This window comes from Rhodococcus koreensis (genome assembly GCF_017068375.1).
GTDB classification, from domain to species: Bacteria; Actinomycetota; Actinomycetes; order Mycobacteriales; family Mycobacteriaceae; genus Rhodococcus_F; species Rhodococcus_F koreensis.
The window spans coordinates 1,111,342-1,130,422 of record NZ_CP070610.1 but is presented as its reverse complement, the minus strand read 5'-3'; the positions used below and the strand labels follow the sequence as shown (position 1 = coordinate 1,130,422).

At 64.2% G+C, this 19,081-nt stretch carries 18 protein-coding genes and 3 pseudogenes; 12 read left to right on the top strand and 9 right to left on the bottom strand.

The window, feature by feature from the left end:
• Nucleotides 1-452 precede the first annotated feature (452 nt).
• The 3 genes from JWS14_RS46075 to JWS14_RS46065 all read right to left on the bottom strand — a co-directional run bounded on the left by JWS14_RS46075 (nt 453) and on the right by JWS14_RS46065 (nt 2,850).
• Nucleotides 453-1,463 (bottom strand): NADP-dependent oxidoreductase, encoded by a 1,011-nt coding sequence (locus JWS14_RS46075; protein WP_206016842.1) that lies wholly within the window; start codon nt 1,461-1,463, stop codon nt 453-455.
• Nucleotides 1,460-1,885, bottom strand: coding sequence for a nuclear transport factor 2 family protein (locus JWS14_RS46070; RefSeq protein WP_206016841.1), 426 nt, complete (start codon nt 1,883-1,885; stop codon nt 1,460-1,462). Before JWS14_RS46070 ends, JWS14_RS46075 begins: the two co-directional genes overlap by 4 nt.
• Before the next feature lie 329 nt (nt 1,886-2,214).
• Nucleotides 2,215-2,850, bottom strand: coding sequence for a TetR/AcrR family transcriptional regulator (locus JWS14_RS46065; protein ID WP_206016840.1), 636 nt, complete (start codon nt 2,848-2,850; stop codon nt 2,215-2,217).
• Nucleotides 2,851-3,027: 177 nt separating this feature from the next.
• Between JWS14_RS46065 and JWS14_RS46060 the strand changes: the two genes are divergently transcribed.
• The 8 genes and pseudogenes from JWS14_RS46060 to JWS14_RS46025 all read left to right on the top strand — a co-directional run bounded on the left by JWS14_RS46060 (nt 3,028) and on the right by JWS14_RS46025 (nt 8,904).
• The gene (locus JWS14_RS46060) at nt 3,028-4,245 is read left to right on the top strand and encodes an acetyl-CoA C-acetyltransferase (protein ID WP_206016839.1); all 1,218 of its coding nucleotides are present in this window, start codon (nt 3,028-3,030) and stop codon (nt 4,243-4,245) included.
• A 20-nt stretch (nt 4,246-4,265) separates the two neighbouring features.
• Nucleotides 4,266-4,997 (top strand): SDR family NAD(P)-dependent oxidoreductase, encoded by a 732-nt coding sequence (locus JWS14_RS46055; protein ID WP_206016838.1) that lies wholly within the window; start codon nt 4,266-4,268, stop codon nt 4,995-4,997.
• Between the two features lie 32 nt (nt 4,998-5,029).
• Nucleotides 5,030-6,826: an acyl-CoA dehydrogenase gene (locus JWS14_RS46050; protein WP_206016837.1), complete on the top strand. Its 1,797-nt coding sequence runs from the start codon at nt 5,030-5,032 to the stop codon at nt 6,824-6,826.
• Nucleotides 6,827-6,841: 15 nt separating this feature from the next.
• Nucleotides 6,842-7,264, top strand: a pseudogene (locus JWS14_RS46045) (SDR family oxidoreductase).
• Nucleotides 7,265-7,307: 43 nt separating this feature from the next.
• The gene (locus JWS14_RS46040) at nt 7,308-7,763 is read left to right on the top strand and encodes a MaoC family dehydratase (protein ID WP_206016836.1); all 456 of its coding nucleotides are present in this window, start codon (nt 7,308-7,310) and stop codon (nt 7,761-7,763) included.
• A 92-nt stretch (nt 7,764-7,855) separates the two neighbouring features.
• Entirely contained in the window at nt 7,856-8,161 is a 306-nt protein-coding gene (locus tag JWS14_RS46035) for a hypothetical protein (protein WP_206016835.1), read from the top strand.
• A 14-nt stretch (nt 8,162-8,175) separates the two neighbouring features.
• Nucleotides 8,176-8,634, top strand: coding sequence for an acyl-CoA thioesterase (locus tag JWS14_RS46030; RefSeq protein WP_420855171.1), 459 nt, complete (start codon nt 8,176-8,178; stop codon nt 8,632-8,634).
• Nucleotides 8,635-8,727: 93 nt separating this feature from the next.
• Nucleotides 8,728-8,904 carry a hypothetical protein gene (locus JWS14_RS46025; protein WP_206016834.1) on the top strand — a complete coding sequence of 59 codons (177 nt, stop codon included), beginning with the start codon at nt 8,728-8,730 and terminating at the stop codon, nt 8,902-8,904.
• Between the two features lie 643 nt (nt 8,905-9,547).
• On the opposite strand, the gene JWS14_RS46020 is transcribed toward JWS14_RS46025, so the two are convergent.
• The gene (locus tag JWS14_RS46020) at nt 9,548-9,985 is read right to left on the bottom strand and encodes a nitroreductase family deazaflavin-dependent oxidoreductase (RefSeq protein ID WP_206016833.1); all 438 of its coding nucleotides are present in this window, start codon (nt 9,983-9,985) and stop codon (nt 9,548-9,550) included.
• Between the two features lie 433 nt (nt 9,986-10,418).
• On the opposite strand from JWS14_RS46020, the gene JWS14_RS46015 reads away from it, so the two are divergent.
• Together JWS14_RS46015 and JWS14_RS52280 are read left to right on the top strand one after the other, a co-directional pair.
• Entirely contained in the window at nt 10,419-11,906 is a 1,488-nt protein-coding gene (locus JWS14_RS46015; RefSeq protein ID WP_420855170.1) for an MFS transporter, read from the top strand.
• 1,227 nt (nt 11,907-13,133) lie between these two features.
• Complete coding sequence (locus JWS14_RS52280; protein ID WP_476748566.1) at nt 13,134-13,874, top strand: ParB/RepB/Spo0J family partition protein; 741 nt, start codon at nt 13,134-13,136, stop codon at nt 13,872-13,874.
• A 547-nt stretch (nt 13,875-14,421) separates the two neighbouring features.
• Here JWS14_RS52280 and JWS14_RS46005 read toward each other — a convergent pair.
• The 3 genes from JWS14_RS46005 to JWS14_RS45995 form a co-directional block, all read right to left on the bottom strand.
• Nucleotides 14,422-14,637: a hypothetical protein gene (locus tag JWS14_RS46005; protein ID WP_206016832.1), complete on the bottom strand. Its 216-nt coding sequence runs from the start codon at nt 14,635-14,637 to the stop codon at nt 14,422-14,424.
• 154 nt (nt 14,638-14,791) lie between these two features.
• A complete protein-coding gene (locus tag JWS14_RS46000) occupies nt 14,792-15,598 on the bottom strand; it encodes an SDR family NAD(P)-dependent oxidoreductase (RefSeq protein ID WP_206016831.1) in 807 nt (268 codons plus the stop codon).
• 39 nt (nt 15,599-15,637) lie between these two features.
• Nucleotides 15,638-16,063 carry an RrF2 family transcriptional regulator gene (locus tag JWS14_RS45995; protein WP_206016830.1) on the bottom strand — a complete coding sequence of 142 codons (426 nt, stop codon included), beginning with the start codon at nt 16,061-16,063 and terminating at the stop codon, nt 15,638-15,640.
• 379 nt (nt 16,064-16,442) lie between these two features.
• Between JWS14_RS45995 and JWS14_RS52275 the strand changes: the two are divergent.
• Nucleotides 16,443-17,229, top strand: a pseudogene (locus tag JWS14_RS52275) (IS110 family transposase); the annotation flags it as partial.
• Nucleotides 17,230-17,265: 36 nt separating this feature from the next.
• Here the strand turns inward: JWS14_RS52275 and JWS14_RS45985 are convergent.
• Nucleotides 17,266-18,008: pseudogene (locus JWS14_RS45985) on the bottom strand (IS256 family transposase); the annotation flags it as partial.
• Between the two features lie 266 nt (nt 18,009-18,274).
• Here JWS14_RS45985 and JWS14_RS45980 point away from each other — a divergent pair.
• The gene (locus JWS14_RS45980) at nt 18,275-18,709 is read left to right on the top strand and encodes a hypothetical protein (RefSeq protein WP_206016828.1); all 435 of its coding nucleotides are present in this window, start codon (nt 18,275-18,277) and stop codon (nt 18,707-18,709) included.
• Between the two features lie 85 nt (nt 18,710-18,794).
• On the opposite strand, the gene JWS14_RS45975 is transcribed toward JWS14_RS45980, so the two are convergent.
• Nucleotides 18,795-19,040 carry a hypothetical protein gene (locus JWS14_RS45975; protein ID WP_206016827.1) on the bottom strand — a complete coding sequence of 82 codons (246 nt, stop codon included), beginning with the start codon at nt 19,038-19,040 and terminating at the stop codon, nt 18,795-18,797.
• Nucleotides 19,041-19,081: the final 41 nt, after the last annotated feature.

The window sequence follows — 19,081 nt, the reverse complement described above, 5'->3', positions numbered from 1 at the left end:
TCCGAAATGAACGAGGATCTCTTCGTCATGAGCGCCCCCATATGGTGCCCACTTACTGGCGAACTCGATGAGGAACTCCGCCTCGGTGTCGCGATGCTTGCGCTTACGGTCGACCTCGACCCATGCGGCGCGTCGCCTTTGACGCCATCTGCGATGCTCGTGTGAATTCATGAATGTAAACCATCTACTCGGGCCGCAGGAGGCCTTCTCATCATTGGTGGTCGCGCCGCCCTGAGGTGTGAAGGCGGAGAACCCTTCTCTCTGCGCTGAGCGTCGAATTACTTTCCGTACGGCGCACCAGCGGTGACGAGCCGTTCGGCGCCGACGACGAGCGGGGCGGAGACACTGCTGCGGGGCTGGCTTGCTTCTGACGCCAGCCCGCAGCGGTGTTTTCGGCGAAGCTCAGGCGCTCGACCACGGCTCGATCGTCTCGCCGATCCGTCTGCTCGAAGTCAGGCCGGGTCGGCCACGTGAATCATGCGTTTGCCGACATTGCTCCCGTTGAGAACTCCGATGAGGCCCTCCGGCGCCTTCTCGAGTCCCTCGAGGACATCCTCGGCCACCTTCAAAGAGCCATCCTGAAGCCACCCTTGAATTACTTGCAGCGCCTCGTCCCACCGCTCGGAGTAGTCGGTGTACAAGAAGCCCCGCATCGTGACGCTCTTGACGATCAGCAGCCCAGGGACACCGCGCGCACCTCGCACAGGCGTGCTCGTGTCGTACTGCGAGACCACGCCGCAGCACACGACGCGCCCGCGGTGCGCCATGATGCTGAGGGCGTTGTCCAGCGCTGCGCCGCCAACGTTGTCGAAGAAGACGTCGATACCGTCGGGGCAAGCCTCTTTCAACTGCTGCCGAAACGCATCGTCACGGTAGTTGACCGCTGCGTCGAATCCGAGTTCGGACGTGAGCCACTTCTGCTTCTCGGGACTGCCGCAGATGCCGACCACACGACACCCCTGCTTCTTTGCGATCTGCCCGACGAGGCTGCCCGTCGCACCGGCCGCGCCCGAGACGACGACGGTCTCTCCGGCCTTCGCCTCACCGACCTCGAGCAGACCGAAGTATGCGGTCAGGCCGGTGATGCCCAACACGCTGAGGTAATTCGAAAGCGGCGCTGCGGGAACGAGCCGTTGCAGGTCGTGCGGGTCGACGACGGAGTAGTCCTGCCAGCCTAGATGTCCGGTCACGATGTCGCCGGCCGCGAAGTCGTCGCAGCGGCTCTGCACCACTTGCCCGATGCAGAACGCGGGCATCGTATCGCCGATCTGGATGGCGGCGCGGTACGTGGCCCCCTGGAACCATGCTCGCTGTGCCGCGTCGATGGAGATCCACAGCACTCGGCATTTGACCTGTCCGTCGGGCACCTCGGGAAGGTCTGAAGTCTCCAGCTCGAAGTGCGAAGTCTCGAGCCGCTCACTCGGCATCGCCGCGACACGCCACCGCCGGTTCAGCTCGCTCATGAGACGACGACCCCAGAGATGCGCGGAAGGAAGGTTCGCAGACCCTCGTAGTGCATGACTTTGAGCGTGTCGAGGTGCTCGACGACCTCGGTGATCTTGCCGTCACGCCCCCGTACGAAGAGCGAGTACTCGTTCACGTATGCCTCATCGGTCGCCGAGACGGTCGCGCTGCAGGTGAAGCGGGCCACGCTGTATTCGTCGTCACCGAACTCGTGATGGATGTCGACCTTGAAGCCCGCGGACTTGCTGTAGGGCCCGAACGAGATTTTGTTGAGCTTGATGACGGCGTCCTTGCCCTCGTTGGTACCGCCGATCCGGCCCAGGGTGACAGGTAGTGTCCAGCTGATGTCGTCGGCGTACAGCTGCTGCATCGCGTCGACATCGCCCAACGCGCGCGCCAGTTCTCCTGCAAGCGTATTCATGTGGTGCTCTCCTTCAAACGAGGCTCGATTCGCGGGCCGGCGAGGTATTCCTCGCGCAGGATGCGCTCGAGCAAACTGCGGTAGGGCCGCTTCTCGACGATAGAGAGTGATCACTTTCATGTCAATGATCCGCGGCGCCGAGGGATGAACGGCTCCTTCATCTCGGTGATCGCCGGCGGGTTCGGCGTGGTGGCTGGCCCGGTCGACGACACCGACTACGGCGAGCACCGCGAGATCCAGGCGGACGCCAACGCCGGGCTGCTCTCCGGCGCAGGTCTCGCCAGCTTCGGCGACAGCCGTTCTCGAATCCTGCAGTCCAGCAGCACATGTCAAGAAGGTTCGTCGAGGGGTTGCCGGTCGGCACACCCGACCATTCGAAGGGCAAGTTCGACGTAGCGAGCCGCGATAATGTGTGGGTCGGAGTAGGCGCGGGAGGGGAACCACCTGCTGACATCGACACCGAGGGACGTGATCGCCAGCGCGGCGGCCTCGATGTCGAAGGGGTGAAAGTCGCCTGACGTTGCGCCGGCTTCGATGATCCGCTTGAACACCTTCGTGGTGGACCGGCGGATGTCCGCAATGATTGCGAAGTGCACAGGCGAGAGCGAACGTAGTTCGTACTGCGCGACCCGGGCGCTCGCGCGGTTGTCGGCGTGCCAGATCACGTAGGCCGTCACGGTGGACGTGAGCCGGTCGGGCGCCGCGACGTCGGGACTATCAGCGGCGGTGATGGCCGCCAGTACCGAATGGTGGCCCTCGAGGCTGATGGCGTAGAGAAGGGATTCCTTGGTCTTGTAGTGCGGGTATACGGCTCCTGGGCTCATGTCGAGGCTGGCGGCGATCTCACGGGTAGTGGCGGCGCCGTACCCCTTGGCGGCGAACACCTCGATGGCGGCCGCGCGAATCCGCGCCGCCGCCTTCGATGTTCCCACACCATCGATGGCACGGCCTGGGGGTGTGCTCATTGGCATTGATGGCCTCTCGGGAACTGGGGTTGACAGGCGTCCTGTAATCGCGCCAGTATATGCAAGCGCATAGAAACTATGCTGTTGCATATCTTATCTGCGCTGTAACCCCGCGCCTCTCCGCTCTCCCCGCAAGGGATTTCGCATACCCGCGCCGCCACCCCATCAGGAGTGCTCATGCCCGAAGCTGTCATCGTTTCCATCGCCCGTTCCCCGATCGGCCGCGCCATGAAGGGATCACTCAAGGGCATGCGCCCGGACGACCTGGCCGCGCAGATGGTGCGGGCGGCCCTGGACAAGGTGCCCGCGCTCGATCCCACCGACATCAACGACCTGATCCTGGGTTGCGGGCTGCCCGGCGGTGAGCAGGGGTTCAACATGGGCCGCAACGTCGCCGTGCAGTTGGGCTACGACTTCATTCCCGGCACCACCATCACCCGCTACTGTTCCTCCTCGCTGCAGACCACCCGCATGGCCCTGCACGCGATCAAGGCCGGTGAGGGCGATGTGTTCATCTCCGCCGGTGTCGAGACCGTGTCCCGCTTCGTCAAGGGCAGCTCCGACTCGCTGCCCGACACCCAGAACCCGCTGTACGCCGACGCCCAGACCCGCACCGAGAAGCTCGCCCAGGGCGGCCAGCAGTGGGTCGACCCCCGCGAGGAGGGCCTGGTCCCCGACACCTACATCGCGATGGGCCAGACCGCCGAGAACGTCGCCCAGATCACCGGCATCACCCGCGAGGAGCAGGACCGGTGGGCGGTGCGCTCGCAGAACCGCGCGGAGCAGGCCATAGGCGCCGGCTTCTTCGCCCGCGAGATCACCCCGGTCACGCTGCCCGACGGCACCGTCGTGTCCACCGACGACTGCCCCCGCGCCGGCACCACCTACGAGGCGGTCAGCCAACTCAAGCCCGTCTTCCGGCCGGACGGCACCGTCACCGCCGGCAACGCGTGCCCGCTCAACGACGGCGCCGCCGCCCTGGTGGTCATGTCCGACACCAAGGCCAAGGAGCTGGGGTTGGCCCCGCTCGCCCGGATCGTGTCCACCGGGGTGTCCGGGCTCTCGCCGGAAATCATGGGACTGGGCCCGATCGAGGCCACCAAGCGCGCCCTCGCCATCGCCGGGATGGGTATCTCCGACATCGACCTGTTCGAGATCAACGAGGCGTTCGCGGTGCAGGTGATCGGGTCGGCGCGGGAGTTGAACATCGACGAGGACAAGCTGAACGTCTCCGGTGGTGCGATCGCCCTCGGCCACCCCTTCGGCATGACCGGTGCCCGGATCACCGCGACCCTGCTCAACAACCTGCAGTCCAGCGACAAGCAGTTCGGCGTCGAAACCATGTGCGTCGGCGGCGGTATGGGCATGGCCATGGTCCTCGAACGCCTCAGCTGAGAAGAAGGACAGGAAACACGATGGGCAACATCACGTACGACTTCACCGGCAAATCCGTCATCGTCACCGGCGCCGCCCGCGGCATCGGCCAGGCCCTGGCCCGCCACTTCGCCGAGGCCAAGGCGACAGTGTTCATGGTGGACTTCGACAAGGACGAACTCGACAAGGCCGCCCGCGAAATCGGAGCCATCGGCATCCCCGCCGACGTCAGCGACACCGGTGACGTCGAGAACGTTGTCTCTACCGTGATCGCCGAGACCGGGCGGATCGACATCCTGATCAACAATGCCGGGATCCTGCGCGACAAGGTGCTGTGGAAGCTGACCGACGAGGACTGGGACCAGGTCCTGAATGTCCACGCGGGCGGCACGTTTCGGTTCACCCGCGCCTGTGTTCCGCATTTCCGGAGCCAGGAATTCGGGCGGGTCGTCAACATCACCTCCTACACCGGGCTGCACGGCAACCGCGGGCAGGCCAACTACGCCACCGCGAAGGCCGGGATCATCGGGTTCACCAAGACCGCCGCGAAAGAGCTTGCCGCTTTCGGGGTCACCGTGAATGCGATCTCCCCGAACGCTGCGACCCGGATGACCGCCTCCATTCCGAAGGAGAAGATCGCCGAGGTCACCGGTCCGATCTCGCGGTTCGCCGACCCCGCCGAGATGGCCGACGCCATCTGCTTCCTCGCGTCCGAGGAAGCCGGCTACGTCACCGGCGTCGTCCTTCCGGTCGACGGCGGCATCTCCATCTGAGCGAGCTCACCTTTCGAACGGAACTGATTCTCATGACTGATGTACTTTCTCGCCGCGATCTCGATTTCCTGCTCTACGAGTGGCTCGACGTGGTCGCGCTGACCTCGCGTAAACGCTTCGCCGAACATTCGAAGGACACCTTCGACGCGGTGCTCGACCTCAGTGCGGACCTTGCGCACAAGCATTTCGCCACCCATAACAAGAAGGCCGACGCGAACGAGCCGACCATGCGCCCGGACGGCACCGTCGAGATGATTCCGGAGGTCAAGACGGCGCTCGACGCTTACGCGGCGGCCGGTTTGATCGCCGGGTCATTCGACGAGAGCGTCGGCGGGATGCAACTGCCCACCACGGTGGCGCGGGCGGCGATGGCCTGGTTTCAGGCGGCTAACGCCAGCACCTCGTCCTATCCGTTCCTGACGATCGCCAACGCGAATCTGCTCGCCGAGTACGGCACCGAGCAGCAGATCGACGACTACGTCCGTCCGATGCTCGAGGGCCGCTGGTCCGGCACCATGTGCCTGTCCGAGCCGCAGGCCGGATCCTCGCTGGCGGACATCACCACCCGCGCGGTACCGCAGGAAGACGGCAGCTACCGGGTCACCGGAACCAAGATGTGGATCTCCGGAGGCGACCACGAACTCACCGAGAACATTGTGCACCTGGTGCTGGCGAAGACACCGGGTGGCGGCCCGGGTGTCAAGGGCATCTCGCTGTTCATCGTCCCGAAATACCTTCCCGGCGCCGACGGTGCCGCCGGCGAACGCAACGACGTCACCTTGGTGGGCCTCAACCACAAGATGGGCAACCGCGGCACCACCAACACCCTGCTCGCTTTCGGCGACGGCACCCACACCCCCGGTGGGAAATCGGGTGCTGTCGGTTTCCTGGTCGGCGAGGAACACCGCGGCCTGTCCTACATGTTCCACATGATGAACGAAGCCCGGATCGGTGTCGGGTTCCTCGCGATCGCCCTCGGCTACGTGGGATACCGCAAGTCGCTCGACTACGCGACGGTGCGGACCCAGGGCCGCCCTCTCGGAGCCAAGGACCCCTCCTCGCCGCCGGTGCCGATCATCGAACACGCCGATGTCCGCCGCATGCTGCTGGCCCAAAAGTCCTACGTCGAGGGCGCGCTCGCACTCGGCCTCTACTGCTCGCGGTTGGTGGACGAACACGACACGGCCGACGATGCGGCCACCGGCGACCAGTCGACGTTGCTCCTCGACGTGCTGACTCCGATCGCAAAGAGCTGGCCATCGCAGTGGTGCCTCGAGGCGAACAGCCTCGCGATCCAGGTGCACGGCGGTTACGGCTACACCCGCGACTACGACGTCGAACAGTACTACCGCGACAACCGATTGAATCCGATCCACGAGGGCACGCACGGGATCCAGGGGCTGGATCTGCTGGGCCGCAAGGTCATCATGCACGACGGTGCCGGGCTGCGGTTACTCGGATCGAAGATCGCCGCCACCATCGCGCGGGCTCGGTCTCTCGGTGGCGACGCCACCGGTTACGCCGACGCCCTCGACACCGTCTGGAACCGGGTCGTCGACATCACCGCCGCCTTGTGGGCGGCCGGTGACGCGGCGGCCGCGCTGGCGAACTCGTCCGTCTATCTGGAAGCGTTCGGGCACACGGTCATCGCATGGATGTGGCTCGAACAGCTCATCGCCACCGAGGGTAAGAGTGGCGACTTCTACGACGGAAAGCGCATGGCAGCCCGCTACTTCTACACCCACGAGCTACCCAAGGTCGGACCGCAACTCGATCTGCTGGCCAGCGGAGACCAGACCACTCTCGACATGAACCCCAGCTGGTTCTGACCCGGGAGGCATCACATGAGTGTGCTCGACAAGTTCCGCCTCGACGGCCGCATCGCCATTGTCACCGGCGCCTCGTCCGGCCTCGGTGTGGCCTTCGCTCAGAGTTCCATCGTCAACCTTTCCAGCATCCTCGGGCTCACCACCGCCGGTCCGGCCCAGTCCGCCTACAGTGCCAGTAAGGCCGGCATCGTGGGCTCGCCCAACAGTGGGGTTCGCCCAAGGGAATTCGCGTCAACGCGTTCGCCCGGGCTTCTTCGCCTCAGAGATGACCGACCAGTATCACGACGGCTACCTCGACAGCCTCGCGCCACGGATGGTGCTCGGACGCACCGGCGATGCTGCCGAACTCGCAGCACCCTTATCCGGCTCGCCTCCGACGCCGCCGGGTACGTCACCGGACAACCACTCGCCGTCCATGGCGGCATCACCATCACCTGACCGCACCACACCCCGCAAGCCAATAGCGCCGGAAGTAGCCGCCATGCCCACCACCACCAACGTCGACGGGTTGAAGAGCCTCGTCGGCACCACACTGGACCCCAGTGACTGGTTCGAGATCACCCAAGACCGAATCGCCACCTTCGCCGACGCCACCGACGATCACCAATGGATCCATATCGACCCGGAACGGGCCCGCACGGAAAGTCCGTTTCGCCGTACCATCGCCCACGGTTACCTCACCCTGTCATTGCTCAGCGTCATGTTCGCGCAGGTTCTCGAAGTTCAGGGCACGTCCCTGGCGGTGAACTACGGCCTGAACAAGGTCCGGTTTCCGGCCCCCGTCCCCGCGGGATCGAAGGTCCGGCTCGAGGCCGAGATAATCTCGGCCGAGGACATCAGCGGCGGCGTCCAGATCGTGTCCGCAGTGACCGTGGAATGCAGCGCCACCGACAAACCCGTCTGCGTCGCCGAACCGCTCTTCCGATATTACCGTTAAGCTCGGATCGGGAATCAACGTCGCGCTGCTCGTCGGATTGGCGTTCTCGATCGCAGCGAGCGCGAATTCCCGGCTCTAGCGCTCAGTCTGGGGTGGAAACGCGTCAACACCCTCGGCGCGGTGACCGGAATCGGCACCGGACCGGCCTGGTCACCACCGTCACCCTGATCATCCTCGGCCCGCAGGTGTGGCCGGCGGCGCGGAAATGCCCCTTCCCGCTGACCTTCCCGGTGCTGGTATCGATCCCTGTCGGATTCCTGGGCTGCTGGATCGGGACCATGATCGGCAAACCCGACCCCTGTCAGGGCAACGTCTTCACCGAACTGCGTGTGCGCTCCCAGGTCGGGCTCGGCGCGGAAGAACCCCCACCCGTCCGCAACTCGTGCGGACCGCCATGACAGGAGAAATGAAGATGAGCGCTGAGGCGGTCGATATGCGCGAAACCCCTACCGTGGCAGATTTCACGGTGCGCCGTGTGGCTACCACACGGTGGTCCGACAACGACATGTACGGCCATCTGAACAATGCCGTGTATTACCAACTCTTCGATGCAGCGATCAACGGCTGGATCATCGAGCACTCCGGCCTCGACCCGGTCGCGGCTCCGGCCGTAGGCGTCGTCGCCGAGTCCGGATGCCGGTATTTCGAGCAGCTGCAGTTCCCGCAGGCCCTGGAGGTGGGCATCCGTGTCGTCAGGCTGGGCCGTACCAGCGTCACCTATGACCTCGGGCTCTATCCTGCCGGGCTGCCCGAGACGGCGGCGGTCGCCGCGCGGGGCCGGTGGGTGCACGTCTATGTCGACCGTGACACCAGGCGCCCGGTGCCGATCCCTGACGGGCTGCGGCGACTGTTCGAATCGGCCACCGGATAGCCGCGGCGATCCCAGGAATGGTTTCGTGGCCACGGCGATTGCCGCAGCCACGAAACCCTGACCTCAGGGGGAATCAAAGGTGTTGTAGAAAAAATGAGTGAACAGCGATCGTGCCTTCCTGATCCCGTCGACGCAACGGTGTCCGCGAAGTTCCGGTCAGGATTGACACCGTCGGACAGACTCCGCACTCTCGCGAACGGCTCCATCGGCGCATCCCAGCGTCCCAAGACCATCGACGAGGTCAACCGCTCGATGTCATGGGTAGCATGAGCGGCGGCGGCTCCGGAGGGCCGCCCCAGCGCTTGGCTCTGCAGCCGGTGAGGGATCCTGACTGACGTGGAATTCCCTACGGGGACGCCGCTACTGCCAGGGACACGAGGATGCCGGCCTCTCGGACCCAAGGGCCGTCCGGCATTCTCTCAGGGACCGAGTGCGTCGGTCTATCCTTCGGTGTGTCTGCCTTCCGCATCCGGCGAGCTGTGCGCGTAATCAGTTGGCGCCTGGCTAGGCACGCAACTCGGTGCACCGTTAACGCCATTGCGCCCAGGTTCATCGAGACCGAGATGACCATGCCCACCGCCGGCGCTCACAGCGCGCCGTCGCCCGGTCGCGCGGTCGACTCCCGAGTGGTTCGACCAGGGCACATGTCGCCTCGATCGGCACCACGCCGTATTGACTAGACTTTGTCGATCCTCGCTCTCACCTGGCTCGCCGAAACCAAAGCCGCTGCGGTAAAAGGGAAATCGCAAATTACGACCAGGACACGATCGGCTACACGGTATCCGAGATCCCGACGATGCTGGTCCACGCACAACACTGGCCGGGTCGAAAGAGTCGTAAGCCAATCGCAACTATGCCACGGCTACATTCACACGGTAGCTCCTGGAGCGTTGTGACCGAACGCTTGCGGCCGTCAATCGATGGGTTCCAGGACAAACACCGGGATCTCTCGGTCGGTTTTGGCTTGGTAGTCGGCGTACGGCGGGAAAGCGTCCACAGCCCGCGCCCACCACTGCGCCTTTGTATCTCCGGTCACCTCACGGGCGAGATAATCGCGAACGACATCCCCGTCCCGCAGCTCCACGCGCGGATTCACCGCAATGTTGAAATACCAAACAGGGTGTTTGGGCGAGCCACCCATTGAAGCGACAAGCACATATTTCCCGTCGTGCTCCACACGCATGATAGGGGTCTTGCGCAACTTGCCCGTTTTATTACCGACAGTAGTCACCAGAACGATGGGTTTCCCTTCAAATAGTGCGGCCTCCCTCCCACCCGAAGTCTCATACTGCTCCGCCTGTTCCCGTGACCAGGTGAAAGGACTGGGTTCGTACTCACCGCTCAATGGCACGGTCGATCTCCTTACTGCATTGGCGCCTTCGCGTGAAGACTTGCGCCCCTATCGCTTGACCGTGCCCGACCGAGACACCGCCTAGATTTTTAATTGTTACTGGTTGTCGGCGACCTACTCCTCGCGCAGGATTTGCTTGAGCAAACTGCCGTAGGGCCGCTTCCCGAACGATAGAGAGCGATAACTTTCATGTCAACTATTCGCGGCGCCGAGGGATGACCGCTTATTCATCTCCCGAGTGGACTGCGACCAGAGCGCATGTCACCGCGATGCACCACACCGTATTGACTTGAGAGTGATCATTCTCTACCGTGGCGGCGGTGGCTATAACGGCGAGCCCGGTCCGGGTGCCACGCCCCCGTCATTACGGCAGGTCATGACGAGCGGAAGAAAGATACATATGCTAAGTAATTAAAGTGAATGGTCGTGATCGGTGTCCGCAACCGTCCTAGCTCCCTCAGTCATCGGTAGTACCCGTAGCCCTGCTCTGATCACCGCGACGCTTGCCGGATGCGGCGTGATCTGCTCGTTCATGCAGACGCTGATGATTCCACTCGTTCCCGAACTTCCGCGGTTGCTCTCGACGAGCCCGTCCAATGCGTCGTGGATCGTTACGGCCACGCTCCTGGCGGGCGCCGTATTCACCCCGATCTCGGGACGCCTCGGCGACATCTTCGGTAAGAAAAGGGTGGCGCTCGTCCTGCTCGGCGCGATCCTGGTCGGCTCGCTCCTGGCCGCAGTGACTACCACCCTTATCCCGATGATCGTGGGTCGAGCCTTCCAGGGTGCCGGCCTGGGCATGATCCCGCTGGGAATCGGCATGCTGCGCGATACCGTCCCGCCCGAGCGACTGGGCCGGTCCGTTGCGTTGATGAGTTCCACACTGGGAGTGGGTGCGGCCGTGGGAATGCCGCTGTCGGCGTTCGCTACACAGCATTACAACTGGCACATGTTGTTCTGGATGTCGGGAGCGCTCAGCGTCCTCGGTGCGGGGGCGCTGTGGGTGATCGTGCCGGCGGGTCCACGGCATCGGGACATGCGCTTCGACGTTGCGGGGGCACTCGGGTTGGCCGTCGGGCTCACGGGACTGCTGCTGGCGGTCTCCAAGGGCAGTGATTGGGGCTGGGCCGCCGCGCCGACCCTCGTCTGCGCCGTGGGAGGACTACTCGTACTGGTGGTCTGGGGACGCTACCAATGGCGCTCACGTAGTCCGCTCGTCGATCTACGCGTCAGCATCCGTCGTCCGGTGCTGCTGACGAACCTCGCGTCGGTCGCTGTCGGTTTCGGCCTGTTCGCGTCGTCGGTGGTGCTGCCGCAACTGCTCGAGATGCCCGCTGTCACCGGGGTCGGGCTGGGGCAGTCGATGGTGGTGGCGAGCTTGTGCATGGTCCCGACCGGTCTGATCATGATGGCCGTCTCGCCGCTCGCCGCACGGGTCTCCGCCGCCCGCGGGCCCCGTACCAGTCTGATCATCGGTGCTGCGACAATCGCGGCCGGATATGGTGTGGCACTGGTGTTGATGGCGCAGGTGTGGCACATCGTGCTCGTCGGCTGCTTCATCGGTGTCGGGATCGGTTTCGCGTATGCGGCGCTGCCGACACTGATCATCCACTCGGTTCCAGAGCATGAGACGGGTGCCGCCAACGGCTTGAACACCTTGATGCGGTCGATCGGTACCTCCACCGCCAGTGCTGTCGCCGCCGTGCTCCTCGCGCAGAATGTGGTGGCGTCGGGCGGCCACGAGTACACCACCGCAACTGGTTTGCGGCTTGCTTTCGCGGCGGCCGGGCTCGCGGCGTTGGGAGCACTCGCCATCGCCTGGTTCCTGCCGCGGCGCGAAAGGGTGTATCCCGACGGCGAAAGGGCGTTTCCCACCCAAGCGTCGCAGTCACCTGATATGTGCGCACAATCTGACAAGTAAGCGGCGAAGTCGCCCGATTCTTCCGAGGAAAGCGTGCGATGGCCGGCCTACGGCATCCGGATTTCGTTGGGCATGTGCAGTTCCTGCGGCTCACCACACAATATGTCGCCGGGTACGCGTGAAGCCTCGGGTTCGGACGAGGCGTCAGCGAGGATCGTCACCGGCAACCGATTCTTCGGAGAAGCCGCGCAGTATGGGTGCCCGCGGATTCCGATGTCGCGGCGGACGATAAGTCGGTCGATCGTGGTGTGCAAGTGCGCCGGGGTGTCCGCGCCCGGCGGGACAGACCGTTTCACTCAGGCCGGGAGGTGCCAGATGATATGTGTACGGCAGTTGCGGTGAATCCCTACCCCCGAAGGGGTTAGAGAAGAGTTCCAGGTCTGGCAGATCCCACGGATGACCATTCTCGGACCGACGATCAAGGCGGTTCCGACGCCGTCGGTGGTCCGGCGCTGTGAGTCGCCACCGAAATGTCAGTGCTGGACATATTCGACGTCTCCCCAGCTCAAACGACCGTATCCTGCCCGACCCCTGCTGAAATTCCGTGCGGCCTGTCGCTGACATCGAGTGACGTTTCGCCAGGTCAACCTGCTGGCAATTTCGCGCGGCCTCTCACAACCACCAACGGAATGTGTGAGTCGCCACCGAAATGTCAGTGGTGGTTCGCCACGGCGATGTCAGTAGTCCGGTTCGCGAGTGGATTTGCGCCCGGAGGGCAGTGCCACAGGCTATTTCGCGACCCTGGCAGGTCTCCGTGAGTTCGCGACGAGTTCGCAGGTCGAGCATCTGACATTCCGATGACGAATCACACCTCGGGAAACCTACACCTCTCCACGGCACACTCCGTGTCACTCATGATTTGTGCGCACTGGGCTGCGATAATTTCAATTATCGCAGCTATCCGCACAAAACCCGACGTCAGCGCGTTTTTGCTCTGCAGCGTGTCGGTGCACCCCGGTAGCCTGCGTCGGTGACGATCGAACCGGTGCGAGGCCCTGAGCGGGCCGGTAACAGCACCCGCGGGGCCCGTGCTGCCTGAGGAGGTGGCGGCGCGGATCGCCGGCACCATGCAGCGGTCGCGGGCGGAGAACACCCGCCGCGCCTACACCTCGGACTGGGAGCGTTTCGTCACGTGGTGTTTCTCCCACGGGCACGCTCCCCTGCCGGCGCATCCGATGGTGGTGGCCGCGTATCTGATCGACGCCGGCGACACCTACACCCAGGACGGTGAGCGGGCCTACTCCCCTGCCACCCTGTCGCGCTGGGTCGCCGCGATTGGGCATCACCACCGCCGCGGCGGGCACTCCGCCCCGGGGGCAACGAGATCGTCGCGGCCACCCTGTCCGGGATCCGCCGGGACTATGCCACCAACGGCGACCGGCCGCGCCGCCAGAGTGCCCCGCTCCTGGTCGACGACCTCGTCACCATCGTCGCCGCCGCCCGCCAGGCTGTTACCGGGTGGGCGTCGGAGGTGCTCGAACGCCGCGACACCGCCCTGCTGCTGATGGGATTTGCTGGTGCCTTCCGCCGCCGGCGGTCATCGAGAACGTCGGCCGCCGCGACTTCGACGTCATCGAAGAAGCCAAGGCCGTCGAACTCCTGGTCGGCGAGTGCGGAACCGTCGAGAAGGCGGCTATGAAGCTCGCGAAGTCCAAGGGCTGGATTTCCCAGCGACGTGCCCTGCTGCAACTTACCCCCGAACTCCAAACCGCCCTCCGTAACGGAGAAATCGCTATTCGCACCGCCCGCTCACTCGCCCAGGTCCCGCCCGAGGAGCAAGTCCAGGCCTGGAACTCCGAACGCCAGCGAAAACATCAAGACACTGAACAAGATTCGGCGCCCACTGACAACGGCCATAAGCCAGCGGTACGAGTGCCGGTAACCGCCGCGAAGGTCACCCGCATCTTCCGGCGTCTCGACGCCGACGGACTGCACGCACTCATCCAGGCACTCACCGATCGACACTGACTCGGGACGCGATGCTGGGGCTCTTCACCGCGTGGTGAAGAGCCCCAGCACCGAAATCCTTTGCTACGCCACGGTCGGCACAAAGCGCGACGACCTAACGCTTCCGACGACGTCCGCGCGTTTCGTCGACTATGCCTGCGTCTACCTATTTCTAGGGCGAGCAGTAGCTAACGGTCGCGAACATCCGCTTCGTTAGCTGCTACCAAGTCCAACTGACAAGGTAAAACGGGCTGAGCGCGATTCTGCGGTCACAGGGTCCGTTTTGGCCAAGGACATACCAGTACACCAGAAAACGGCGCTCCACGGCGAACCTTGTCAGTTTCAGGAGTGGACTGCACATCGAGCTGGCGTTTTGTGCGCGAGTGCAGTCGTCTTCTGACTTTTTCCGTGCAGAAGTGCACTGCATGGTCCGTCGCAGCCGCCACTGTGATGGTTGGATATGAGGCGTAAAGGAAACCCGATGGTGCACCAGACTGTGCTCTGGAGCTCGTGCGCGTAACCGGCGTCGCCTGACGGACGACGCAGAAGTCGCTTGCGGTGAGATCGGCTAGGCGGACTCGTCGCGGGCAGGCGGCCGGATCATCAGCACGTTCGAGATGCCGCCCTGATTCACACAGTCCTGAGCGAAGTCGTCAACGTGCCAGTGGAAGTCCGCCGCAGGCTCTGTTGCGTTTGCAGTGGTCTCGACCGGCGCGTAGCGATGCAGAGGGACCGAAACGCCGTCGTAGGTGAAGCCCATGGTGTCTTTGGCCAGGATCGTCAACGGTTGCTCGCCCGTCCCCTCAATCCCCAGGCCCTCGGGTAACTCACCCCGGTCGAATTTAAGATGATCTTCACGACCGCAGAAGCGGCCTGAACACCGCAACCCCTAAGCGTCAACCAAAACGGGGGGGCAGTCCCAGCTGTCGCACCCAAGGTCAGCGTGGATGGTGCTGCTTGATGAGCTTGGTCATCCGCCGCAGACCGATCGCGTCTGCAGCGGACGGCGATACGGCATTGACGGCCGACATCATCCTGAGGAGTCCTCCGCCCATGACGTGGACCCGACGTCGCTTGCGGATGGTGTCGAGGATCTCGCGTGCGACCGCTTCGGGCTCGGCGAGGGTGACGCCCAGCTTGCGCCACATATCGAAGAATGCGGACTCCGACTCGGTGTTGGCGGGCGCGGGTCCGAAGAATGAGAGGGTCACGTTGGTCCCGGCGAGCTCGCGGTTGGAGGCTTGGACGTAGCTCGCCAGCGCGCCGCGGGTTGCTGCATACGCGCTCATGTATGGGAGCCCAACCCGGCCGTCCATGGCGCCGCCGACGTGGACGACCATGCCGCCGCCGGCTTGCTTGAGGAGCCCCGGCAGGAATGCCTGCGTCACGAAGATGGGCCCCTTGACGTTGACGTCGAGCATTGAGTCGACGTCGGCCGGCGTGTATTCCTCGATGGCTTTGCGCGGCGAGATGCCTGCGAGGTTGACCACCACATCGATCCGGCCGAGGTGCTCGAATGCCGCCGCCGCCAGCTTCTCGAGGCTCGCAGGATCGGCGACGTCAGCACGCACGTAGATCGCTGACTCGTCGCTGCGGCCGGTCAGCGCTGCGGCGTCGTACTCGCGCCGCGCCGCGAGCACCAGCCGGTAGCCTTCGTCCGCGAGCAGCTTGGCCAGCGGGTGACCGAATCCTCCAGTAACCCCGATGAGAACAGCGGTGGGAGTCTTTTCAATAGAATGAGTCATGTTTTAGATACTATATCGGTATCTATTCATGGTCAAAAATTACTCGGCCTTGGCCTTGATCCTGGACACGACGTTCGCCAACGTCGTCTCCCGCAGCTCCCTCTCGACCGCCTTCTGGATGTCAGTGAGTACGTCGGCCATGACGTCCTTGATGTTGGAACTGATGACGCAGTCCACGTTGATGGGATAGGCATGGACGGCCGGAGTGCTTGGAGGGTCGACCGCAGAAAAGATGTCGAGGAGGGAGATGCTTTCTGGACTTCGCGCCAAGGCGTACCCGCCCGACTTGCCAACAGCGGAGTCGACCAGATTCGCCTTCGAGAGCTTGACGAGGATCCTTTTGACGAAGATGGGGTTCGCGTTCACGCTGCCTGCAAGGTGCTCCGACGTGAAAAATCCCTCGTAGTGTGCGAGCGCTGCCAGCACGTGGATGGCGATCGAAAACTGAGTGTTGGCAGCGGGCATCTTTGGATACTATAACAGTATCCGTCTTGGCTGCAGAGCAAAATGCAGAGATGAGTTCACGTCTGGCTTTGCGGCGGGAAAACTGAACCGCCTGTAAGTGTTTGTAGTGGCTGGCCCGGGGCCGGCCGGCTCGCAGGATCGGTGTCGTCGTCGCGACTGGGTGTGACCCCTGAACCGCATGGCCCTTTCGGGGTGCACTTTCCAGGATCCGTCCACTCGGTCGAGACGGCGACGCCGACCCGGTCTCGCTTCGGTGGCTTGATCAGAAGCCTGCCCGACCCGTGTACGCGGGTCGTGGCCCGTTACAGGCCTGCCTCGAAGTGTTCTTCCCGGGCCGACGCCGACACGACGTCACCCTTTCGGAAGGAGATCCGTCGCAATGCCTATCGTTGCAGATCAGTACGAGTTCGTCATCGGGGTCGATACCCACGCCGCTACCCACTCGCTGTCGGTTGTCACCGCCGCGACCGGTGCAGTCGTCGACCAAATCAATGTTTCCTACGAACCCATCCGGGCTCGAGCGAGCGGTGACATGGATCAGTCGTCGCGTGGGCGAGCACGCGACTCTGGTGGTCATCGAAGGCGTCGGTTCCTACGGAGCCGGTCTCGCCGAGCGGGTCCTCGGTTCCGGATTGGCCGTCGTCGAACCCGCCGCGATGCCGGCGGCGCACCGACGCGGAATCGGCAAGACCGACTCACTCGACGCCGTCCGGATCGCCCGGTCGGTGCTCGCGGTCGACATCTCCCGGCTCCGCTGCCGCGCGCCGAGGGTCCCCGCGCCGCTCTTCGGGTCCTGGTCGTGGCCAGAGAACAAATGGCCGGCGAGCGGACCCGAGCAGTCAATGCGCTCACCGTCCCGCTCCGGATCACCGACCTCGGTATCGATGCGCGCAAAGCTCTGACGCGCAAACAGATTGATGCGATATCTACCTGGCGTTCTCGGTCGGAGGACCTCACCATGCAAACGTGCCGGCAGGAGGCGGTACGACTGGCGAAGCGAATCCGCCCTGGATACCGAGTTGATCGACAACAGGAAGGCACTCGACTCTGCCGTGGGCTCGGTCGCACCGGAACTGCCGGAGTTACCCGGCGTCGGATTGGTGGTCGCGGCTTCGGTGCTCATCGCCTGGTCTCATCCGGGCCGTGTCCGTTCCGGAGGATGTCCCGAGTTCCGTGGAACTTCGGTGGCGGCCCGGTGAGCATCAGGCTGCGTTCTCCTGATCATTGTGCATGACGGGTGCGACAATTTCGGCGAACTCGGCCTCGAGCGCGGCGCGGAGTGTCGCCAGGTGCAGGTGGCCGTTGACGCGGCGGAACTGCTTGCCGGCCTCGATCATCCCGGCCGCGCACCAACGCAGCGCCATCTGACCGCCCCGCCACCGCTTGACGTTGGCGGCGTGCTCGCGGCATACCGAGATCATCGACTCGATCGCGTTGGTCGAGCGCAGTGTGCGGGCAAGGGTGGGCGGCACACCCAACCGCAGCACGGTGAGCGTCTCGTCCAGGCCCTCACGCAGGATGGCCGCCGCCCCGGGATGGGTGCGGTCGAGTTCTTTGGCCAGGGCCCGCAGGGCGGCCTCGGCCTCGAGTGCCGACGCGGCGTGGTAGGCGTCGGTCATCCTGCGACCGACACTACCGCGAAGGCGTTGTGGCAGATGCACTTTCACGTTTCGGATCTTGTGCAGTGGCAGCGTTGGATGACCGGCCGGTCGAGTACGTCGAGCACTGCCTTGCGCAGCGCCTTGGACCCGTCGAGGCCGACCAGCATCGGGCGGGTGACATCGAGGCCCCGTTCCCGCAGGTCGACGAGCAGGTCGGTGACGACGGTGGCGTTCTCGGTGGCACCTTCGACCAGCGCGAGCGGGTGCTTGTGCCCGTCGAGGTCGATCCCGAGGGCCACGATGCAGCAGGATTCGGCGAAGTGGACGCCGTCGATCATCAAGGCTGCGCACCGAACACCACACCACCATCGCCCACCTGCGGCAAGCACACCTCGACGCCTACCTCAGTGAAGGCACCACCACCCGCCGCACCATCCGCAGCTTCATTCAGTGGCGCCATCGCACGGGCATCGCAGCACGATTCACCATCCGATACCGCGCAGCGCGGACCACCCCGCTGGCCGCCTCCACCACGCGACTCGAACTTATCCGCACCACCATCGAAGCCGACCACGTCACCCTGTCCACCCGCATCGCCGCACTCCTACTGTTGCTCTACGGCATCCCCGTCCGCAGGATCGCCGAACTCACTCTCGACGACATCACCACCACCACCCCGCCCGGACCCACCGTCAGGATCGGCACCCTCCCGGCCCCACTGCCCGAACCCCTGCTTCCCCTCCTACAACAACACCTCGACAGCCACGCAAACCAGAAAACGACCAACCACGAATCACGCTGGCTTTTCCCCGGGACCCGCGCCGGACATCACCTCACCGAACAGACCCTGATGCAGCGACTCCGAAAACTCGGCATCGACATCCGAGCCGCCCGCAACGCCGCACTGCACGACCTCAGCAAGGAAATCGACGCCGCATCCCTCGCCGCCCTACTCGGCTACACCCCCAACACCATGAACATCCACGCCGCCCGCGCGGCAATCCCAATGGGAAGCTACCCCGCGATCAAGCGCCCGAAACGATGAGCGAGTCCCCGTTCAGGAGATCTCGACAGAAGTTGACAAGGCCCTTATCCAATCGGGGCCCGGCGCTGCATTGCCCCGATACCGCTCAGTCAGTCGTGTTGCGGGCTGGCAAGGTCCCGTAGTGGGAGAGCTTGTCCTTGCAATAGGCGCGGAGGTCTTCCTTGACTGCGAAGTCGAGGTAGGTGGTCGTTCTACTCTCGACCAGCTTTAGGACCCGGCGGTAGAAGGTTGGCGCCGAAACGCCGAACTCGGCGAAGATGTACTGTTCGCCACCTCCGAACGGGCTCCACCGCACGGCGAAGTTCACCATGGCGCGCTCGTGTGCGTTCACGCGTGTCCTTTCAGTCGCGTCGTCTCTGCGGTCGGGTTCGC

Excerpts from the sequence above, each read along its gene's own strand:
- JWS14_RS46075 (WP_206016842.1), bottom strand. The coding sequence starts at position 1,463 with ATGAGCGAGCTGAACCGGCGGTGGCGTGTCGCGGCGATGCCGAGTGAG.
- JWS14_RS46070 (WP_206016841.1), bottom strand. The coding sequence starts at position 1,885 with ATGAATACGCTTGCAGGAGAACTGGCGCGCGCGTTGGGCGATGTCGAC.
- JWS14_RS46065 (WP_206016840.1), bottom strand. The coding sequence starts at position 2,850 with ATGAGCACACCCCCAGGCCGTGCCATCGATGGTGTGGGAACATCGAAG.
- JWS14_RS46060 (WP_206016839.1), top strand. The coding sequence starts at position 3,028 with ATGCCCGAAGCTGTCATCGTTTCCATCGCCCGTTCCCCGATCGGCCGC.
- JWS14_RS46055 (WP_206016838.1), top strand. The coding sequence starts at position 4,266 with ATGGGCAACATCACGTACGACTTCACCGGCAAATCCGTCATCGTCACC.
- JWS14_RS46050 (WP_206016837.1), top strand. The coding sequence starts at position 5,030 with ATGACTGATGTACTTTCTCGCCGCGATCTCGATTTCCTGCTCTACGAG.
- JWS14_RS46040 (WP_206016836.1), top strand. The coding sequence starts at position 7,308 with ATGCCCACCACCACCAACGTCGACGGGTTGAAGAGCCTCGTCGGCACC.
- JWS14_RS46030 (WP_420855171.1), top strand. The coding sequence starts at position 8,176 with ATGAGCGCTGAGGCGGTCGATATGCGCGAAACCCCTACCGTGGCAGAT.
- JWS14_RS46025 (WP_206016834.1), top strand. The coding sequence starts at position 8,728 with ATGAGTGAACAGCGATCGTGCCTTCCTGATCCCGTCGACGCAACGGTG.
- JWS14_RS46000 (WP_206016831.1), bottom strand. The coding sequence starts at position 15,598 with ATGACTCATTCTATTGAAAAGACTCCCACCGCTGTTCTCATCGGGGTT.
- JWS14_RS45995 (WP_206016830.1), bottom strand. The coding sequence starts at position 16,063 with ATGCCCGCTGCCAACACTCAGTTTTCGATCGCCATCCACGTGCTGGCA.